The sequence below is a fragment of the uncultured Marivirga sp. genome, assembly GCF_963974845.1.
Lineage (GTDB): Bacteria > Bacteroidota > Bacteroidia > Cytophagales > Cyclobacteriaceae > Marivirga > Marivirga harenae.
The window spans coordinates 13,607-32,681 of sequence record NZ_CAXBEQ010000005.1; the positions used below are offsets into that span (position 1 = coordinate 13,607).

The following is a 19,075-nucleotide window of genomic DNA, read 5'->3' on the forward strand; positions in this document are numbered from 1 at the left end:
AGTTTATTCGTCTAAAGACCCTTTTTTATGTAAACTAAAAGTAATACATTAAAAAAATTAATATTTTAACTAAACCTAAAAGATCATGCCTGTTAAACATACCCCAACTCAAGAAGTACATAAGGGAACTAAAGGTGGTACTACCGGATGTGGAACTAATACTAATGATCATCCTAGTCAGTGGGTGAATACAAGTGAAAGAATTACTTGTGGTAAGAATGGGTGTAAGAATTAGGTTTTATAATAATGATCATTAATTCAGTTAGAAAATTCTATCAAATGCGATTTAATTTCTTCAATTTTATAAGTTAGACTATAACTTATAATTTTTCGAATTATACCTGATGAATAAACTTATAAATCCAATACCAATTATTGATCTATTTGCTGGCCCAGGAGGACTTGGTGAAGGTTTTATGGGCTATATAGACAAGAATGGTCGTACAGTTTTTGATATAAAGTTGTCTATAGAAAAAGATGAAAATGCTCATAAAACTTTAACTTGGAGAAGCTTTTATAGACAATTTAAGAAAAACGGAACAGAATTGCCAAGAGAATATTATGATGCTATAGAAGAGAAAAATTTAAGTAAACGCGAAACAATAATCGAAACTGCACTTAATAAATATCCAGAAGGGGAAATAGCCAGACATGAAGCACAATTAGTAGAATTAGGTTCGAAAGAATGGCCCGCTGAAAGAGTGGATAAACTAATTACTGAGCGACTAGGTAAAAATAGGGAATGGCTATTGATTGGTGGGCCTCCATGTCAGGCATATTCTAATGTTGGTAGGTCTCGAGTGGGAGGTATTGACCCTGCGGATCATAGAGTTTACCTATATAGAGAATATCTTCGGATTATTGAAAAACATAATCCCGCGGTGTTCATAATGGAAAATGTACAAGGACTATTATCTGCAAAAGTTGGTGAAGATAAGGTGTTTGATTGGATGAAAAAAGATCTTCGAGTAAATGGTTTATATAATATTCATTCATTAGTTAAGCCGGTCGAAAAGGACAAAGATTTTTTAATCAGGGCTGAGAAATATGGCATACCTCAAAAAAGACACAGAGTAATACTTCTTGGTATCAGAAATGATTTAAAGCACCAAGGAAAATACCTTACCGTAACAGATGCTGTAAATCTGCAATCGGTAATAGGTAAATTACCAAAAATAAGAAGTGGAGTATCCCGATCGTTTCAAAAGTATCATAAAACTGAAAAATATAAAAATGGCTCTCCAAAAAGACTTTATAAAAATATTGATGATAATGATGCCACTTGGCAAGAATTAATATTTGATCAGATAAATAAACTTAAGGGTTGGGGAGAGATACCTTTAAATGGCTTAAGTAAAGGTCCAAAAAAATATCAAAACGGGAAAGGTAGCGAGTTTGTTGCTTGCAAAGATTTCATAGATGAATCAAAAATACCAAAGGAATTAGCCAGACATTATTTAGACCCTGCACTGAAAGGAGTGCCCAATCATGAATCTAGATCCCATTTGAAACAGGATCTAATGCGCTACATGTTTGCTAGTTTATATGTTGAAAAGTATGGAGATTTCCCAAGACTTCGGGATTATGCTAAACATCATAATGACTTAATTCCTGATCATGCAAATGTGGAGTCAGGCAAGTTTACTGACAGATTTCGTGTTCAAGTTGCTGAAAAGCCTGCAACTACAGTAACAAGTCACATCTCCAAGGATGGTCATTATTTCATACATTACGATGCTAAACAATGTAGAAGTCTAACAGTAAGGGAAGCAGCAAGGATACAGACTTTTCCTGACAATTATCTTTTTAGAGGAAGCAGAACAGCTCAATTTCATCAGGTTGGCAATGCAGTACCTCCTTACTTGGCTTTACAAATTGCTTCTATTGTCCATGGTATTTTGAAAGGATCAGAAAATGATTGATTATTCCAACATACAAACTACTTCCGCAGAACCAGAAGCAAGTTCAATGATTGAAACTTTTCGTGCAATTGGCTATTCTATAGAAACTGCTATTGCTGACATTATAGATAATTCGATTACTGCTGGAGCAAAGAATATCTGGATCGATTACGATTGGAAAGGTTCAAACACAACATTGTCTATTTTAGATGATGGCACAGGAATGAATAATGAGCAACTTATTCAAGCTATGCGACCTGGAAGTAGAAATCCATTAGAAGAAAGAAGTAGTAACGATTTAGGACGATTTGGATTAGGCTTGAAAACGGCCTCCTTTTCCCAATCACGAAAATTCACAGTTTTTTCAAAAGCAAAAGACTACAAGCCTGTATTTTGGACTTGGGATTTAGACTATGTAAACGTATCAGAAGCATGGAAATTAATTAGACATATTCCAGATGAAGAAAATTGGACTCAAAAAATTGAAACCTTAGAAACAGGAACTTGTGTTGTTTGGTGGGATTTAGATAGACTCACAAATGGCACCAATAGAGACAATATAGAAGCCAAAAGTAAGTTTTTAGGAATTATGGATTCCGTTAAATCTCACTTATCAATGGTGTTTCACAGATATATGGATGAAGATTTAAAAATATATTTCCGTGAACGTGAAATCAAATCTTGGGATCCATTTATGATAGGTATAGATCACTTGCAAAGCAAAGCGGAAACTAGATTAGAAGGAGGTTCAATTAGAATTAAAGGCTTTGTGTTGCCACACCGCTCAAAACTTTCAGCAGAACAATATAATTATGGTAAAGGCCCTAAAGATAGTTGGACTGCTCATCAAGGGTTCTACGTCTATAGAAATCGCAGATTGTTAGTTGCTGGCGATTGGCTCGGTCTCTTTAAAAAAGAAGGGCACTATGACCTTTGTAGAATTCAAGTAGATTTACCAAATAATTTTGATGAGGATTGGCAAATTGATATCAAAAAATCTATTGCTAGACCTCCTTCAAAATACCGTGATCATATTTTGGCAGTTGCAAAGGAAGCACGAAATCAAGCGGTTGAGGTATACAGACATAAAGGAAAAGTACTTAAACGCAAATTGGCTTCGGATGAATATTTTCCCTTCTGGGAAGAAAGAGCTAGGCACGGCAAGCGTTTTTATAAAATCAACCGCAAACATCCTCTTTTAAATGAATTGCTTTCCAACTCTGGCGATTTGAAAAAGGACATTGAAAAGGTAATTCAGTTCATTGAGGAAACAATACCTGTCCCCTTAATCACTCTTCAAGAAAGCGAGAATGAAAAACCATACGGACAACCTTTTGAAGGTATAGACCACAATGCGATAAAAGAAACAATGCAAAAGCTTTTCAATGGTTTTGTAACAAGTGGATTATCTATTGAGAAAGCAAAGGCAAGAATATTAAATACCGAACCATATAATTTCTATCCAGAATACATTGAATTTTTGACAAATGAATAAAAAAGACCCAATAAAAAATATTAGACAACTTTTATCCGATAGTTCTTCATTTACTAGAGAAGAAATTGAAGATGCAGTTGATGAAGTTCTTAAAATGAAGTATTTCGTGAATGAGAATCGTGAATTGCTCATTAGAAGAATTGAAGAACTTTATACAATTAGACAAGATGAGTTTGGAACTATTTTAAAGGAAGACGAGAATAATCCTTGGTTAAATGAAAAACGTGCAGATATTGATTTTGAAAATGGCTTTTGGGGAAGGTATAGAGAGTATTTGGAAATAGAAAAGAATTTTGCGCCAGATGTAATAAATAAACTTGATAGAATAACAGACAGTATCCTTGACAACTTTTTCGACCCTTCAATTAAGGCTACAATTAATAAAAAAGGATTAGTTGTTGGGCAAGTGCAATCAGGTAAAACCGCAAATTATACTGGACTTATATGTAAAGCCGCTGATGCTGGTTTTGGATTAATCATTGTTTTAGCTGGAATTCATAATAATCTCAGAAGCCAAACACAAATAAGAATTGACGAAAGCTTTTTAGGATTCGATACACAACATACAAGAGCTTTTGACCAAAGAAGTATTCAAGTTGGTGTTGGTGACCCTTACTTTGGCTCTCCAATAGTTGCTCACTCTTTAACATCAAGCATTGAAAAAGGAGATTTCACACAAGGTGCTGCAAACGCTTTAGGTTTAAACTTTAACACTTCCGAACCTATAGTTGCGGTTATAAAAAAGAATCCGCATGTGCTACGCAGAATTTATCAATGGCTGGGAGCACAAGCTAGTGAAGATAGCGAGCTTGGACGCGTTATTAGGAATAAATCTCTTTTACTTATTGATGATGAGGCAGATAACGCTTCTATCAATATTTCAAATGACCCTGAAAGACAAAGTTCTATTAACGGATGGATAACTCAAATACTTAATCTCTTTGGTAAGAATGCGTATGTAGGTTATACTGCAACTCCATTCGCCAATATTTTTATTCCATTGGACGACCAAAACTTATTTCCAAGAAACTTTATAAAGAACATTCCAGCTCCTTCAAATTACATTGGTCCAGAAAAAGTTTTTGGATTTAGTCCATTGGACGAAGATGAAACTTCGAATACAGTTCTTCCAATTGTTAATAGAATCAATGATTACAGAGATTTTGTGCCAGATAGACATAAAAAGGACGACCAAAAACCATCTTCGCTTCCCGATTCGTTAAAAAGGGCAATTCGCTGCTTTATAATCACTTGTGCAATTAGAAGATTAAGAGGTCAAACTACTGTGCATAACTCAATGCTTATTCACGTATCAAGGTTTGTGCTTTGGCAGGATCATATAGCCGAACTTGTGTCTAATCAATTTATATACTACAGAAGAGGCATTGACCAAAATGATTCAGTTATTTTAGATGAGTTTAAATCAACATTTGAACAAGACGAAAATGGATATAGGTCTTTTGTAACAGTATCCCAACAAATTTTAGATTCAGAACTCACAAATTTAGATTCTCAGATTCAAGTTCATAAATGGAGTGAAGTTTTGCAACATTTGAATGACGCTGCTGCAAGAATTGAGGTGAAATCCATACACGGTGGTTCGGGTGAAGCCCTAGACTATTTTGACCATAAAAATGGACTTTCGGTAATCGCAGTAGGTGGAAATAAACTTTCCAGAGGATTGACTTTAGAAGGACTTTCGGTAAGCTACTATTTACGAGCATCAAGAATGTATGACACTCTCATGCAAATGGGGCGTTGGTTTGGATATAGGGGAGGATATGTAGATTTATGCCGTCTGTTTACAAGTAGAGAGTTAAATGAATGGTTTTGCCATATTACTCAAGCATCAGAAGAGTTAAGAGAAGAATTTGATTATATGACAGATATTGCGGGTTCAACTCCTGAGCAATATGCCTTAAAAGTTAGAACACACCCTGGTGTTCTTCAAATATCGGCAACAAATAAAATGCGTTCTGCAATTACAGTTCAAATTTCATGGGCCGGAAGATTAGTTGAATCTTATGAATTTAAGAAGGACATTTCTGTGATTGATAATAACTTCAAAAACACACAAAAATTCATAGGAACACTACCATCAAATTTTGTGACAAAGCCAAATTCTTTTGTTTGGTATGACATTCCTGCGGAGCAAGTCATTAACTTTTTTGAAGGAATACAATCTGTAGAAAACCTTAAAAAGGCTGAACCCAGAAAATTAATTCAATTTATTACTGCACAATTAAGAAACGGTGAATTAACTGATTGGAGAATTGCTCTTATGACTAAGCCTAACCCGAAAAATAATTCAACAATTGAAGTAAATAGCAATGAAGTTCAAATTGGTCAATGGAAAAGAACTGAAGATGATAAGAATTCAAATGAACAGATATATTATTTAAGAAAATCGCATATTATAAGTCCGTCAGATGAATTTATTGATTTCACTGATGAAGAATATGAAAGAGCAATGAACCTAACTAATCTTCACAGAAAAAAAGCAGGTGAGGCAATGTATCCGAATGGGCAAATAGTTAGAAATGAATTAAGAGACCCAAAGAAGCCAATATTAATTATTTACCTACTTGATCCCGAGGAAAGTATAGACTCCAAAAATCCTTTACCAAAAGGAATAAATCCATTTGTTGGCTACGCAATAAGTTTCCCAAAAAGTAATTACAACGCACCAGTATCTTATGCTGTAAATGAGGAGTTACTCGACAGATTTGATATTGTTGAAGAAGATTTTGAAGATTATGGAGATGACGAAGATTGAAAATATTTGGCTCGGTTTAGAGGGTGATAATTTCAATCACTCAGGATTACTTTATAAGCGATATTCAGCAGAAGTTTTGCCTGATGTGTTTATTGCTTTAAAAGCGCCAGAAAACCTGCGGTGTATTGCATTTAGAATAAGTATCTCATTCTCTTTTGAAGAAAATCAATGGAACAAACTCAAAGACATCAAGATAGAAACACTGCTTGATGAAAGAGATAAATCAAAGAACTTCTTACTCATTCTATTACTCAATAAACAGCACAAAGATATTTTTTCTACTCTATGTGAAGATTTGATTTTTGGAGTGTCAGAAGTATCAACGGAGCAAACTTTAGTTGAAAAATTATTAGAGCGTTTGGCAAAATGGCAATCCCTATTTGAAAAAGTGGGTAAGCAAGGATTATCAGATGAAGCACAAAGAGGTCTTTACGGTGAAATTTATTTTTTACGTTTTTTCTTGAACAATACATCTGATAAAAACTATTGCTTAAAATCTTGGCTTGGCCCTGAAAAATCAATACAAGACTTTCAGTATTCAAATTGGGCAGTTGAAGTCAAAACTACGCACGGTAATAATCATCAAAAAATACAAATCACTAGTGAACGACAGTTAGATGATTCCATCATTGAAAAAATATTTCTGTATCATCTTTCACTCGACATAAGAGTTGGAAATGGAGAATCATTAAATTTTCTTATTGATCAAGTTTCGGAGATGTTGAAAGAGAATACAATGGCTAACAATCTTTTTAAGCTAAAATTATTAGAATCTGGATATTACGAAATACATAGGCTTTTATATGAAGAAAGAGGTTATACCATTCGCCAAGAAAACTTTTACCGTGTTTCAGGAAATTTCCCAAGAATAACCGAAAGCCAAATTCCAATTGGTGTTGGTGATGTGAAATATTCAATTGTTCTATCCGAATCAGAGGAATGGAGAATAAATCAAGAAACTCTTTTAGGCGAAATTCAATAGCATTTTTATGGAAAACAAAGAATTACAAAAGTTCTATATAGACATTCAAGAAGAGATTAACTCAACCTTAGTTACAGAGGAAGAAGGAACAAATCCTGAGCAAGTTTTTACGGAATTAGCATTGTCTTACTTATCAGATGCTGGTGAGACTGAAAACTATAGAGTTTGTTTTGATGAAAAGATTAGCAAAAGAGGTGTTGAACATAAAATCAACGGCTATTCTCTTTATGAAAATTATGAAACTTTGGACTTGTTTGTAACAATCTATAATGGTGATTCAACTATCCAAAGTGTAACAAAAGGTGACGCTGATAAGACAGTTGATAGAGCTGTAAAGTTTTTCAGAAATGCGATTTATAAAGATTATGTAAATGAAATTGAGGAAAGTTCAGAAATATTTGACCTTGCTCAAACTTTAGCGAATGTTCCAGAGGTTAAAGAATATTTAACTCGAGTAAATATCTTCTTAATTACGAATGGTGAAGTAAAAGCTGATTTAAAAACATCTGATACAGTTGCAGGTTACCTGGTTTTTTATAGAATAATTGACATAAACTATCTTTTCAATCTTTCAGACAAATCAAGAGTACCGATTGAAATCAACTTTGAACAGTCTGGATATAAAGTTCCTTGTATTGTTAATGAAACTGAAAATTCTGATTATCAATCTTGGCTTGCAATTATTCCAGGTCTTGCACTAGCAGATATTTATGAGCAATATGGAGCAAGACTTCTGGAACAAAACGTGCGTTCATTTCTTCAATTCACTGGAAAAATAAATAAAGGTATCCGTAACACCATTTTGAAAGAGCAACATATGTTTATGGCTTTTAATAATGGTATTGCTGCCACTGCCGAAGAAGTTACCATTTCAGATTTGCCCAATAATCAGGGAAAAGCAATTGCCCAAGTAAAGGATTTTCAAATCGTAAATGGCGGTCAAACAACAGCATCTGTTTACCATACTTGGAAAAAAGATAAAGTTGATATAAGCAATGTATTTGTGCCTGTAAAATTGACAATTGTAAAAAACAGAGATAATTTTTCTGAAATAGTAGGACGCATTGCAGAATATGCAAACACTCAAAATCGTGTTTCAGCTTCTGATTTAAGTTCGAATAGAGAAAACCACGTACTGATTGAAAAACTGTCAAGAACCATTTGGGCTCCACCGATTTCAGGTGAAACGACTCAAACACGCTGGTTTTTTGAGCGTTCAAGAGGGCAGTATAAAAATGATAGAAACCGTTTCGGAATTACTCCGTCAAAGCGGAAGCAATTTGATAAGCAGAACCCAAGAAGTCAAATGTTTACTAAAGAGCTACTTGCTAAATACATTAACTCATATGAAGAAGTGTATAATGGCAAGAAATTGGTTGTTGGTCCACATATCGTTGTTCGGGGCAGTCAAAAAAATTACGCTCAATTTCTGAATTATAATTTTAGTTTCAAACCTGATAACATTTGGTTTGAGGATTTAGTTGCAAAAGCATTATTATTTAAAAATGCTGAAAAAATTTACGGTGTAAAACCAAATGCAATTGGTGATATGCGATACATCACAGTACCTTATTCAATAGCTTGGTTGGGTCTTAAATTGGACTACAAACTTGATCTATACAAAATCTGGAAACAACAATCCTTGAGCGAGATTCTTAAAAGCAAGCTCCATGAGGTAATGTCTAAGATAGAAGATTATATCAAAAACCAAGCTCCTGGTTCTTTATATGGCGAGTGGGCAAAAAAAGAAGACTGTTGGAATGTAATCAAAAATGAGGATTTCAAAATTAACTTGGAAAGTTTAAAGACTGATTTGGAAAAAAAATCATCTGAAAAAAGAAAAAAGCTCAGTGAAGATGATACTCACAATGCAGAAATTGTTGCTTCCATTAACAGAATAAAAGCAATTCATCCAAAAACTTGGAAAAAAATTGAAGATTGGGGAAGGGAATCACAAAATCTCACTCAATATCAGTATGATATGGCATCTACAATAAATAGTAAGATTAGAAACAATAGGAGTATTACAGATATAGAAAGAAATTCAGGAGAGGATGTATTGAACATCGTAGTTGAACTTAATCCAGAATTATTTTTTGATATGGAAGATTTCTTCAATGAGGATATTAAGAATAAAGAACCAGAAGTTGAAATTACAATTGAATTAATTGAAAAAATCGTTTTATGGGATAAAAAAAACAAGAGATTGGATGCATATAAATACAGATTTATGCTTGATCTTCTTGAAGGACGAAAAGGTCTCAGTGAAAGGAATAGGTTTTTAGCTGAATTAAATCTAAAAACGGTTAAGAAGTGGGGGTTTGATCAATAGCTAATTATAATTTTTGTTACCATGATTAATCCTGAAAAAGGATCAAATAATAATTATTAGTGAAGGATTTGAAGCGGTGCTTTAAAAATCGCAGTAAAGTGAGTATATAGTGCACTAAAAAACACAGCTAATGTTAAGTAGTGCTATAAAAACCCCCGTTGCCGCCATGCTTCGCATGGTAGTAAGGTTTTAACCAAAATAATACTGGGAGAGAGGTGAATTTAAAAACCAGAAGCACCACCATTTTCATACTCAATCTTAAGTATTCGCCAGTTGAATTCACCGGCAGGAGTTTTTACAACGACTTCATCGCCTTCTGTTTTATTTAAAAGCGCTTGTGCAAGAGGAGAGTCCATCGAAATATAATCTTTATTGCCAATTATCTCTTCGTATCCCACAATACGGAATCGTCTTTTCAGTCCTCTATCCATGTTCTCAACTTCCACCCAGGCGCCAAACATTACTTTGCCTTCCTGATGAGGATGATAATGAATTACTTTAAAGTTATCTATGCATTTGCGTAGGTAACGAATGCGGCCATCAATTTCACGTAAGCGTTTTTTGTTGTAATGATAATCAGCATTTTCTGATCGGTCACCTAAACTGGCGGCCCATGAAACCTTAGCTGTAGTCTCTGGCCGTTCCACTTTCCACAAATGATCCAACTCATCCCGCAACTTTTGAAATCCTTCAGCAGTAATCATTTGCGATCGGTTAAGTTTAGGCAGTGTTGATTCTGGAATTTTACGTCTCATGTCTTAATGGTCTAATTATAGCGCAGGCGAAAATTAATAGATTGAGGAATAATATCCTGAGCAATCAAGGGATAAAATTTGAATACTTATTGAATATAATTCCGTTTAGCTTCACTTCAAACCCATCTTCTTACTCCACAAAAGATCTTTGTTCAGATCTACTTAATTGTCATCAGTATCTAAATTATCCTTTAGTACATGGGGAATAAACAAATCAAAACGGGTGCCGCTGCCATAAGTAGAGGCTAGGGAAATACTGGCGTTCATTTTTTGAATAGCCTCTTTCGCGATATACATGCCTAAACCCGTTCCCTTTTTTGAGTTATTCGTAACAAAAAACATATTATAGATCTTGGATTGGTATTCTTCTTGTATCCCAATCCCATTATCTTGAACTGTAATGAGTACACCATCTGGTGAAGCGCTACTGAAGATTTCTATCTGTGGTACTTTATAGTCATCTCTGTACTTAATCGCATTGGAAATTAAATTACTCAGTACAATCTTTAGCCGGTTTTCATCAGTAACTACTTCATCCGGCACATCTACTTTTATTTCCACTTTATCTCGGCCGTCATAATGAATCAAATCTGTCAGTATTTCATCGATTACCACCGAAAGCTGAATAGGCCTGAAGTCATTGACCATCCTACGGTTACGCGCGTGGAGCAAAATATTTTTAATATACTCATCTTGCCGCTTAAGGCTGTCATTCATCATATTTAAGTATTTAGGCAATTGCGCTTGCTCGCCTTCAAGCTTAAGTAACTCCACTAATCCTTTGAGAGAAGAAATAGGAGCCCTTAAATCATGTGAAACACTATAAGCGAATCGGTCCAACGCTGCATTAATATCTTCCAGTTTTGTATTATTCGCGATCAATTTTTTTTCAGATTTTTCCAGCCGTTTTATAAGTATTAAAAAATAGGTTCCTGAGCCACCTACAATTAAAATCACAAATATCACATTGGCAAGCTTAAGCCAACCTTCAACCTTCCGACTAATGCGGCTCAGTGCATCAGAAAAGGAATATTCAACTTCTGATAATTTTTTATTGATTCGAATGATTTCAGCCTTCACTAAATCAACATCTAATTGATTTTTCCCATCCTGTGCTATCTTTGCATGAGCATAATGCGCTATGCTATCTAATTTTTCATTGTAGTGATCACCCTTGGTCCAACTTGCAACAGCTTCTTGCATAAAAGAGAACTGGCCAAAATTCTTATACAGCCAAATATAATTATCAGTATCATCTGGATTGTTTCTTCCTTGAATTAAAGCCCTGTGCATCTCTGCTCTAGAGCTATCATTTAGTAGAGCCACCCGGAAATCTCTCGGGCCAAAAGGAATAAGCATATTTTCTTGGTATTGAATCCAGTCATTCTCCGATTCTGATTCCAGATACCGGATTAAATAAAACGAAGCATCTTTTTGCCCCTTAGAATAGTTAGACTCCCCATTTATATAGCTTCGAATACTTGCAGTGATCTTAATAACATAGTAATTGAAAAAAATAAGCGCCAAGCTACTGATCACAATGACCAGAAGAAGGGCTATACTTTTTTTATTAACATACTTTTTCCACTTCATGATAAATTTTTAGCATTACAATATATTTAAATATGGCTCAGTAACAAAAGAAATATTGAAGTGACATCATTATATTTGATAAGTTCTCACCCATACTACAATCGTAAACTTTTGTTACTAATTTTAGTAAATCAATGCATCCTGTAAAATATGATTCAAGTGAATAAGAAACCCTTAAAACCTATCAATATAAGACCCATTACGCCAGAAGATGCGCCATTATTATTTGACTTAATGACGAGCGAGAAATGGCTGGCCCAAATAGGGGATAGAGGAATTAAATCTGTCGCGGATGCCAGGCAGTATATACTGGACAAAATGCATCCAGATTTGCACAGAAAAGGATTTGTTAATCATATTGTCATCGATAGCGAAACGAAAGCGGAGATTGGAACCTGCAGTCTGCATCACAGGGACGGAATAGATGGAGTTGATATTGGTTATGGTATACTAGAACAATTTGAAGGAAAGGGTTATGCTACCGCAGCAGCTCAGAAAATGGTAGAATTAGCTTTGAATACCTATGGACTCAACAAAGTCTATGCAATCACTAATGATGAAAACCTAGGTTCATGCAAGGTCTTAGAAAAGCTGGGCTTTATTCATATAGGATATGTTGAACTTCCTATTGCTGATCATCCGGTAAAATTGTATGAATTGTGTATAGCATGAATCATATTGTTAAGCTTCTCGGATCGACCGCAACTCTCCTGCAATGCTTATGATCTGAAAACCTAAACAGCCTTTAATTAATAATTTGGGATGTTTCTTCCTAAAATGAGATCTCGCTTGCCCACATGCAGATTTCCTTCTTTTTCCAAACTCAATAGTCCTACTGTTCCGCCTCTGGGAGAATCAGGCTTTGTTTCCCTCGGTGTTAGCAAGCTATCTCCATTAAAATGGACACTAGAAAGCCAATAGTATTTACCGTTTGGTTCCAAGATCGTGTAATGTATATGTGCCGCTTGTGCCCGATTTGGGTAGGGGGAGGGCTTAACAGTATAAATGGTGTAGCGCCCACTGTGATCTGTTTTTACCCATCCTCTATTGTAACCATGCCGTTTTCCCCAGCCTTTTGCACTTTCCTTTGCTTTATAGATACCAGCGTTATTAGTGTGATAAACATATAAAATCACATCTTCAGCCGGAGTTTTCCCATCTGATTGGTAAATCGTGCCGCTAATCTTAATTTTGGAGTCACTTTTATTAAAATCGGGAAGGGTATCAGTCGCGTTGAGTTCCTGGTCTCCGTATTCAAAAACTGCTTCACAGCCTTCACATGGTCCTCCAACAAGCTTGTAGTTCATCTGCTTAGCATCTTTGTTTGTCTGTGCATCGCAGGAGGAGAAGGCCATTAGCAATAGTCCTGTTATTAACTGAAAAGTTTTTGCTCTAGTATTCATATCTATTGATTTAGGTGAATTTTATACTAAAGATGCAGCCGAAAAATAGGTCTTAAAAATAAAATACCTTAAGCTGATGAGTTTATAGGCTATCCTGATGACGGGGTATTGAAGCGCTTTTTGAAATCTAAGGCATAAGTTCTACTTAATCTGACGAGATCTCCCTTTTTCAGTCGTAAATCATAGTCTCCATTAAGTCGAGACTTATACGAGACAACTGAATTAATATTCACAACTGTTGATTTATGGACTCTAAGAAAAATGGAATCATCTAATTGCTTGCTAATTGATTTTAGACTATCTGTATGCAAATACTTTCTATTTTCAAGATGGAGAGCTACATAAGGTGTTTCAGACCTAATTATCTGAATATCCTCGACATGTACAATAGTATTTTCCTGCCCATTATTGATCACGATTATATCTAGAAAGGGTGCATTTTGCGAGCTTTGAGATGCTTTTTCAGCCCAAAAGTATTTGTAAACGAATACAAAAGTTCCATAAATAAGTAGGAGTTTATGGAAATCATTAGCCAAAGTATAGGTGAAGATTTTGTACAATCCGTAGCGACCTTCATAAAAAACGATCGAAAAGAATAGAAAAACAAATGGAAGGAGTAAAAGGTGAATCAATACAGGGGTTATGATAAATAGTAAAGTCCTTTGAACGTTTTCTAGGCTCCGGTTTTGGAGGGACTTATTTAGCAATATTAAACCAGGAATAAACAACAACCAAACAGTTTTAAAAAGTAAGGATTCACTGAAATAGAAAGAGCCGCCATTTCTGTAGGCGTCTAGGTAGTCTTGAGTAATTGTTAGAGTAGCAATGAAAATAGCGACCGAGCCTAGAATAACCAAGAATCTATATTGGTGCAGGTACTTTATATTGAAAACCGATCGTAGAAGTTTCATAGGATCTCACAATAATGATTTAATGTACTGAAGTTAATGATTTGAGAACTAATTTTCAAATATATGTCACAGTGATATAGATTAAAGTTATATAATTTATATTATGTTAAGTTACTCTTTTTAATACCCAGCTACTATTACTCATCTTCCATTCTGAATCTGTCTGTTCATGATCTCCCTAGCGTGAGTACTTAGCAAACTATTATCGCATTAAGACTCTACAATCCTGATGCTCTATTTTGATTTCTATGTCCCATTGTTAAGAGCTGTCTATTTTAAGCGCTGTATTTGGCTTTACTGTTAGTCATCGTCCGACCTCATAATTCTAAGCGCTTTATTTTCTTTTCAGTCTGGACATTGTACAGCTTTGTAGATCTATGCAAAAATAACGCTTTAGAAAATCAGACTATATTGCTAAAGATTGCTCGCTTTTTCCTGAAGCCTAAGCATTCATCGATGATAACCTTTAAAGGAAACGCAAAGTTTCCACTTCATCCATAAGAACTCACATCTCATTCAACTTAACATAATAATTTAGGAGGTAGATTTTTAAGGCTACAGATTTTATCAGCTAAATATCTGTTATCATCAAAGATATTGAACACCTTCACCTACTGGATTTGTATTGACTTAATATCGATCAAATCAAGGATCAAAAAGCTAAGAACTTTCTATCTTTGCGTTTAATTACAATTATCAAGCATGGAAACAGCAATCCACCCTATCCCATCCATAAAAGTGCAGGATTTTGGTTACAATGAGCTCAACTTACTTGAAAAGTACAAAGGAAAACCGCTAGTGATCATCATTTATAACAATCAATGTTTAGGATGTACTGGCAGAGCAATTCCTTTAGCTTATGAATATCAAAAAGAATATGCTGATCTTCAAGTAATTGGCATTCACAGCATTTTCAATAAGAAACCGGTAACCGAAGACGATATTAAGAGCATTTTCACCACCCAAGAACTGCCCTTCCCTATTTATTTAGATCAAAATCATCAGGTCTATGATCAATTTGAATCAGAAGGAACTCCACAATGGCTTTTAACTACAGCTGAAGGAATCTTGTATCGATCAATCTTTGGATCACAGTTAGGTGCGCAAAATAGATTGATGTATGCGTTGGATGCACTTTGTAATGAAGGATAATAATAGCCCTAAAACTAAACTGATTATTTTAATCTTACGAAAAAAGTCATTTTACATATCACTACTGAAGATGAATCTATCCAGAAACGTTTACTTAATAAAATGAAGAATATCAGAAATGAATTAAACGAGCACTATATAGAAATCGTTACTCATGCTGGTGCTGCGAAGATGATGTTATCCAAAAGCAATCCTGATGTAGCTGAAATTGACTTCTAACCCCAAACTTTATACTTCCCTCATTCATCATTCCATATTTACTTATAAATAGATTTTTACTATAAAATACTTTAGTTTTTCACTATTTGAACCCACCCTTTCATTTCTTTAATTTCACCGCATTCAGTTTCATAAAGTAGCCTATAAACATAATTACCTGAATAGCCATTTGGCGCCTTCCATCCAAATGTCTGATCATAGCTTTCGAATACTTGCTTACCATAACGATCATAAATATTAATCTTGAAGTTTTTAAAAGGATAATCCGTTTTTATTCTGAAGACATCATTATAACCATCATTATTAACGGTTGCGACATTAGGTATAAATATATCTTGAGGATTAGGTTTAAACATGACATAAGTACTATTGGTTAAAAATGAACAGTTTTCTCTATAAACTTCAGCGTAATATTCACCACTTTCCGAGATTTGTATTTGAGCATCTTGTGTGCTTAATTCTTTAAAATCTGCCTCGTTTTCTGCTCGAAAATACCAAAGTACCTCATCACTAGGATCAATATTTTCAATTGCTATCGGGATCTCCTGCACACAATATTCGAGCTGCCCGCTTAAATTAAGTTTTGGAGAAAGCTCATGGTTAAGAACTTGAAATTCTTCTTCGATTTCCTCACATTCAGGATTTAGTAAGCGCACCTTATAAAAACCAGGATTTGCCGTACTAATGCTAATTAAAGATTTTGCAGAATCTAACAGCTCATAATTATCATCCTTTTCTTTCTTACTGAACCAAGCAAAGCTTTCATCATTATTATTAGCTTCTATAAATAGATTTATTTCTTCATCAATACATTTCGTAATAATACTATCTGATTTAGAAATTAAACTCGTATTTTGATAAACCTGAAAAGTTGTTGATTGAATGCAGCCGTTTAAGTTATAATTGATTGTATAATTACCCGATATTAATCTCGTTACATCAAGAATATTATCACTTATTACACTATCACCAATGCTCCACACTCCTCCTGCAGGACTTGCTATTAATTCATAACTAGAAATATTGTTGCATAAATTAGGGATAGGGTTTAAAATTGAACTTAGTTCAAATACATGAACTAAACCTGATTTAAAACCACTTCTTGAATCACTGTAAGGACTTCCTACAATTAAATATCCATTATTTACCTCAACACTACTTCCAAAACCAGAACTACTATTCCCATCAGGGTGTCTTATAATTTGTATATTATTTCCAAATACAGAATCTACCTCATTTAAATTTTCAAGATTATATACAAATAATAAATCCTGAACATTAGATTCATTCGAATTATCTTTTGCACTTATGTACAGGTCATTGCCATTAATAGCTATATAGTTCCCAAAGTTAGTATAGCTGATGCTGCTATTCGGTTCTATGTAAAAGTCTTCAAAAATTGTCTCATCTAGTGTTGATTGTTCCGGTATTCTAAAACCATAAACTCGACCGTCAGAACCTTCATACTGTTTCCCATTATCATAATAGGTTTCTCCCACCAATAACACATCATTATGAATGGATATACTTTCACCAAATTTATCTAAAGAACTCTCATTTTTTGATGCAAAAACATAATCTGCTTTTCCTGATGTCCACGCTTCTGAGTTTATTTTATAAAGGTAAACTTTATTATCAACATATACACTTGTCGGTAAACCACCAGTTCCTATAGCGACATATTTATCATTAATTATTATATTACTGCCAAAATAATCTAATCCGTATGTTTCATTATTTTGAAATTGCTTATCAACTATAAATTTCCCACTTATTTCATCATAACGATAAATATATACTCGGCCTTCTGCTTCAGAACTTCCATAATTATCATAAATCTCACTAATAGCTAAGATGCCATTATTGAAAGTAACGTTTCTACCAAACTCTCCTTGCTCATAATTTGATGAACCCATTAAGGGAGAGACTAAGGAAGAGGTATTCACCCATTTACCATTTATTTTTTCATAGATAAAAATTTTCCCAGTATTGAAATATTTATTGTTATCAGCTAAACTATCATAACCAGGAGAGCCTATAAATAGATAACCATCTTGTAATTCAAAGGTGGATGCAAAAGATTCATTATTTAATTTTTGAGGTGCTATTATTTCTTGATCAAAAACCCATTGATCATTTAATCTTTCATATAGATAAACACTACCCGATTTATCACCCCATTTATTTGAACTTCCTTTAGCTGATACTGCCAGTGTATTTTTACTTACTGAAAGTATAGCACCAAATTCATCATCGGATGCCGAAAAAAATTCAGAATTCAGAATACTTGAATATTCAATCATTTCTTCTGAAGATTTTAGATCAAAATCATATACTAATATATTTTCATTTATTCTGTTACTGATATTGGAAATTGAATGCCGCGTGCTAATGAATAGTTGGTTCTCGTGATATATAGGATTAAATCCAAATTTCAAATAACTATCTCCAACATCTGAAGGCTTTTCAATAATATACATTTTATAACCATCACTACTAGTGGAGTCAGGTTTGTAATAAGTAAAATCATTTTCAACCTCGGGCACTGACCAAAAAATAACCCCTTGACTTACTGTAAGATTTATTCCTTTATTGCCATATAAGAAATCTTTTTTAATAGAAAGTGTTTCTGTAGTATCCTTCCATCCCATTTCAGGTTTATTATATATAAATAGGCCATTTTTCGATGTTTCATCTCCAGAATTAGCAACAAATAAAGTATCATTCTCATAAGCCATTTTTATACCAAAATTATATTGAAAACTAATACTGGAGGTTAATTTTGCTACGGGTTCTAAATTCCAAATTCCCTCGCCATCTTTTTCAAATACATGAACTATACCTTGAAAAGATCTATCAGGGGCTAAAAAATCTGAGTTTGAGATAAATAAGGAATTGTCAGTTAATAGAACATCTGTATGGATTCCATAAAAAAAGCGATCTTTTTTGTCAAGAATTTCTTCAGCCAATACACTATGAGAATTTAAGTCTAATATCTTAATTATTAATTGACTCGAAAAACCATCAAACTTTCGATAAATGACTGCTAAATTCTCCTCATTATTCAAATCCATTTCTAGGATTCTTATGTAACTATTTTCCGCTAAATCTTTTTCCAAGTAGAATACTTCTGTTTCCTTACCCGGCCAAGAACCTGTTTTATGCTGTCTATATATGAATAGTGCATCTGAATTGCTGGTATTTCTATTAACATTACCTGATGCAACAATTAAACTATCAATTGCTTTTAAATGATTTCCAAGTTGTTGATTTGAATTAACTTGAGATGTTGTAAGTTTTTGAAATATTTCCCATTTCTGATTTACTTTTTTAAAAACATTAATTATTCCAGCATTATATGCTAATGAATCATTATTAGGTTCATTGACAATCAAATTCTTTGAACTAAGCGAACTTGAATAACCAAAATAATTAAAAGACTTTATTTTAGGTTCGGGAGCAAGTTTTTGTATGTCACATTGTGCATAAAGACTACCATTACAAGATAAAACGATAGATAAAACAATAATAAGATATTTCAATATAGTTTAGTTTT

Annotated in this window: 13 protein-coding genes; 8 read left to right on the top strand and 5 right to left on the bottom strand. The window is 33.9% G+C overall.

All coding sequences use genetic code 11. The annotated features are described in order from the left end of the window. Positions 1-85 precede the first annotated feature (85 nt). The 6 genes from AAC601_RS12005 (at position 86) to AAC601_RS12030 (ending at position 9,486) form a co-directional block, all read left to right on the top strand. Entirely contained in the window at positions 86-235 is a 150-nt protein-coding gene (locus AAC601_RS12005; protein WP_340153395.1) for a hypothetical protein, read from the top strand. A gap of 109 nt (positions 236-344) precedes the next feature. Continuing rightward, positions 345-1,922 carry a DNA cytosine methyltransferase gene (locus AAC601_RS12010; RefSeq protein WP_340153396.1) on the top strand — a complete coding sequence of 526 codons (1,578 nt, stop codon included), beginning with the start codon at positions 345-347 and terminating at the stop codon, positions 1,920-1,922. Beyond that, the gene (locus AAC601_RS12015; protein ID WP_340153397.1) at positions 1,915-3,396 is read left to right on the top strand and encodes an ATP-binding protein; all 1,482 of its coding nucleotides are present in this window, start codon (positions 1,915-1,917) and stop codon (positions 3,394-3,396) included. The genes AAC601_RS12010 and AAC601_RS12015 overlap by 8 nt, the downstream gene beginning before the upstream one ends. After that, entirely contained in the window at positions 3,389-6,172 is a 2,784-nt protein-coding gene (locus AAC601_RS12020) for a Z1 domain-containing protein (RefSeq protein WP_340153398.1), read from the top strand. The genes AAC601_RS12015 and AAC601_RS12020 overlap by 8 nt, the downstream gene beginning before the upstream one ends. Then, positions 6,159-7,154, top strand: a complete 996-nt coding sequence (locus AAC601_RS12025; protein ID WP_340153399.1) for a PD-(D/E)XK motif protein — start codon at positions 6,159-6,161, stop codon at positions 7,152-7,154. The genes AAC601_RS12020 and AAC601_RS12025 overlap by 14 nt, the downstream gene beginning before the upstream one ends. A 7-nt stretch (positions 7,155-7,161) precedes the next feature. Then, entirely contained in the window at positions 7,162-9,486 is a 2,325-nt protein-coding gene (locus AAC601_RS12030) for an AIPR family protein (protein ID WP_340153400.1), read from the top strand. 221 nt (positions 9,487-9,707) lie between these two features. Here the strand turns inward: AAC601_RS12030 and greB are convergent, their stop codons facing one another. Both greB and AAC601_RS12040 read right to left on the bottom strand, forming a co-directional pair. Next, complete coding sequence (gene greB / locus AAC601_RS12035; protein ID WP_340153401.1) at positions 9,708-10,241, bottom strand: transcription elongation factor GreB; 534 nt, start codon at positions 10,239-10,241, stop codon at positions 9,708-9,710. A 162-nt stretch (positions 10,242-10,403) separates the two neighbouring features. After that, complete coding sequence (locus tag AAC601_RS12040; protein WP_340153402.1) at positions 10,404-11,834, bottom strand: HAMP domain-containing sensor histidine kinase; 1,431 nt, start codon at positions 11,832-11,834, stop codon at positions 10,404-10,406. A 159-nt stretch (positions 11,835-11,993) separates the two neighbouring features. Here AAC601_RS12040 and AAC601_RS12045 point away from each other — a divergent pair, with 159 nt between their 5' ends. Then, a complete protein-coding gene (locus AAC601_RS12045) occupies positions 11,994-12,506 on the top strand; it encodes a GNAT family N-acetyltransferase (protein ID WP_340153403.1) in 513 nt (170 codons plus the stop codon). A gap of 77 nt (positions 12,507-12,583) precedes the next feature. Here the strand turns inward: AAC601_RS12045 and AAC601_RS12050 are convergent, their stop codons facing one another. Beyond that, positions 12,584-13,237: an intradiol ring-cleavage dioxygenase gene (locus AAC601_RS12050; RefSeq protein ID WP_303269191.1), complete on the bottom strand. Its 654-nt coding sequence runs from the start codon at positions 13,235-13,237 to the stop codon at positions 12,584-12,586. Between the two features lie 89 nt (positions 13,238-13,326). Then, positions 13,327-14,148 carry a LytTR family DNA-binding domain-containing protein gene (locus tag AAC601_RS12055; protein WP_340153404.1) on the bottom strand — a complete coding sequence of 274 codons (822 nt, stop codon included), beginning with the start codon at positions 14,146-14,148 and terminating at the stop codon, positions 13,327-13,329. A gap of 702 nt (positions 14,149-14,850) precedes the next feature. On the opposite strand from AAC601_RS12055, the gene AAC601_RS12060 reads away from it, so the two are divergent. Further along, a complete protein-coding gene (locus AAC601_RS12060; protein ID WP_340153405.1) occupies positions 14,851-15,300 on the top strand; it encodes a redoxin domain-containing protein in 450 nt (149 codons plus the stop codon). A gap of 290 nt (positions 15,301-15,590) precedes the next feature. On the opposite strand, the gene AAC601_RS12065 is transcribed toward AAC601_RS12060, so the two are convergent. Further along, entirely contained in the window at positions 15,591-19,061 is a 3,471-nt protein-coding gene (locus tag AAC601_RS12065; protein ID WP_340153406.1) for a gliding motility-associated C-terminal domain-containing protein, read from the bottom strand. Between the last annotated feature and the right edge of the window lie 14 nt (positions 19,062-19,075).

Excerpts from the sequence above, each read along its gene's own strand:
- AAC601_RS12005 (WP_340153395.1), top strand. The coding sequence starts at position 86 with ATGCCTGTTAAACATACCCCAACTCAAGAAGTACATAAGGGAACTAAA.
- AAC601_RS12010 (WP_340153396.1), top strand. The coding sequence starts at position 345 with ATGAATAAACTTATAAATCCAATACCAATTATTGATCTATTTGCTGGC.
- AAC601_RS12015 (WP_340153397.1), top strand. The coding sequence starts at position 1,915 with ATGATTGATTATTCCAACATACAAACTACTTCCGCAGAACCAGAAGCA.
- AAC601_RS12020 (WP_340153398.1), top strand. The coding sequence starts at position 3,389 with ATGAATAAAAAAGACCCAATAAAAAATATTAGACAACTTTTATCCGAT.
- AAC601_RS12025 (WP_340153399.1), top strand. The coding sequence starts at position 6,159 with ATGACGAAGATTGAAAATATTTGGCTCGGTTTAGAGGGTGATAATTTC.
- AAC601_RS12030 (WP_340153400.1), top strand. The coding sequence starts at position 7,162 with ATGGAAAACAAAGAATTACAAAAGTTCTATATAGACATTCAAGAAGAG.
- greB (WP_340153401.1), bottom strand. The coding sequence starts at position 10,241 with ATGAGACGTAAAATTCCAGAATCAACACTGCCTAAACTTAACCGATCG.
- AAC601_RS12040 (WP_340153402.1), bottom strand. The coding sequence starts at position 11,834 with ATGAAGTGGAAAAAGTATGTTAATAAAAAAAGTATAGCCCTTCTTCTG.
- AAC601_RS12050 (WP_303269191.1), bottom strand. The coding sequence starts at position 13,237 with ATGAATACTAGAGCAAAAACTTTTCAGTTAATAACAGGACTATTGCTA.
- AAC601_RS12055 (WP_340153404.1), bottom strand. The coding sequence starts at position 14,148 with ATGAAACTTCTACGATCGGTTTTCAATATAAAGTACCTGCACCAATAT.
- AAC601_RS12060 (WP_340153405.1), top strand. The coding sequence starts at position 14,851 with ATGGAAACAGCAATCCACCCTATCCCATCCATAAAAGTGCAGGATTTT.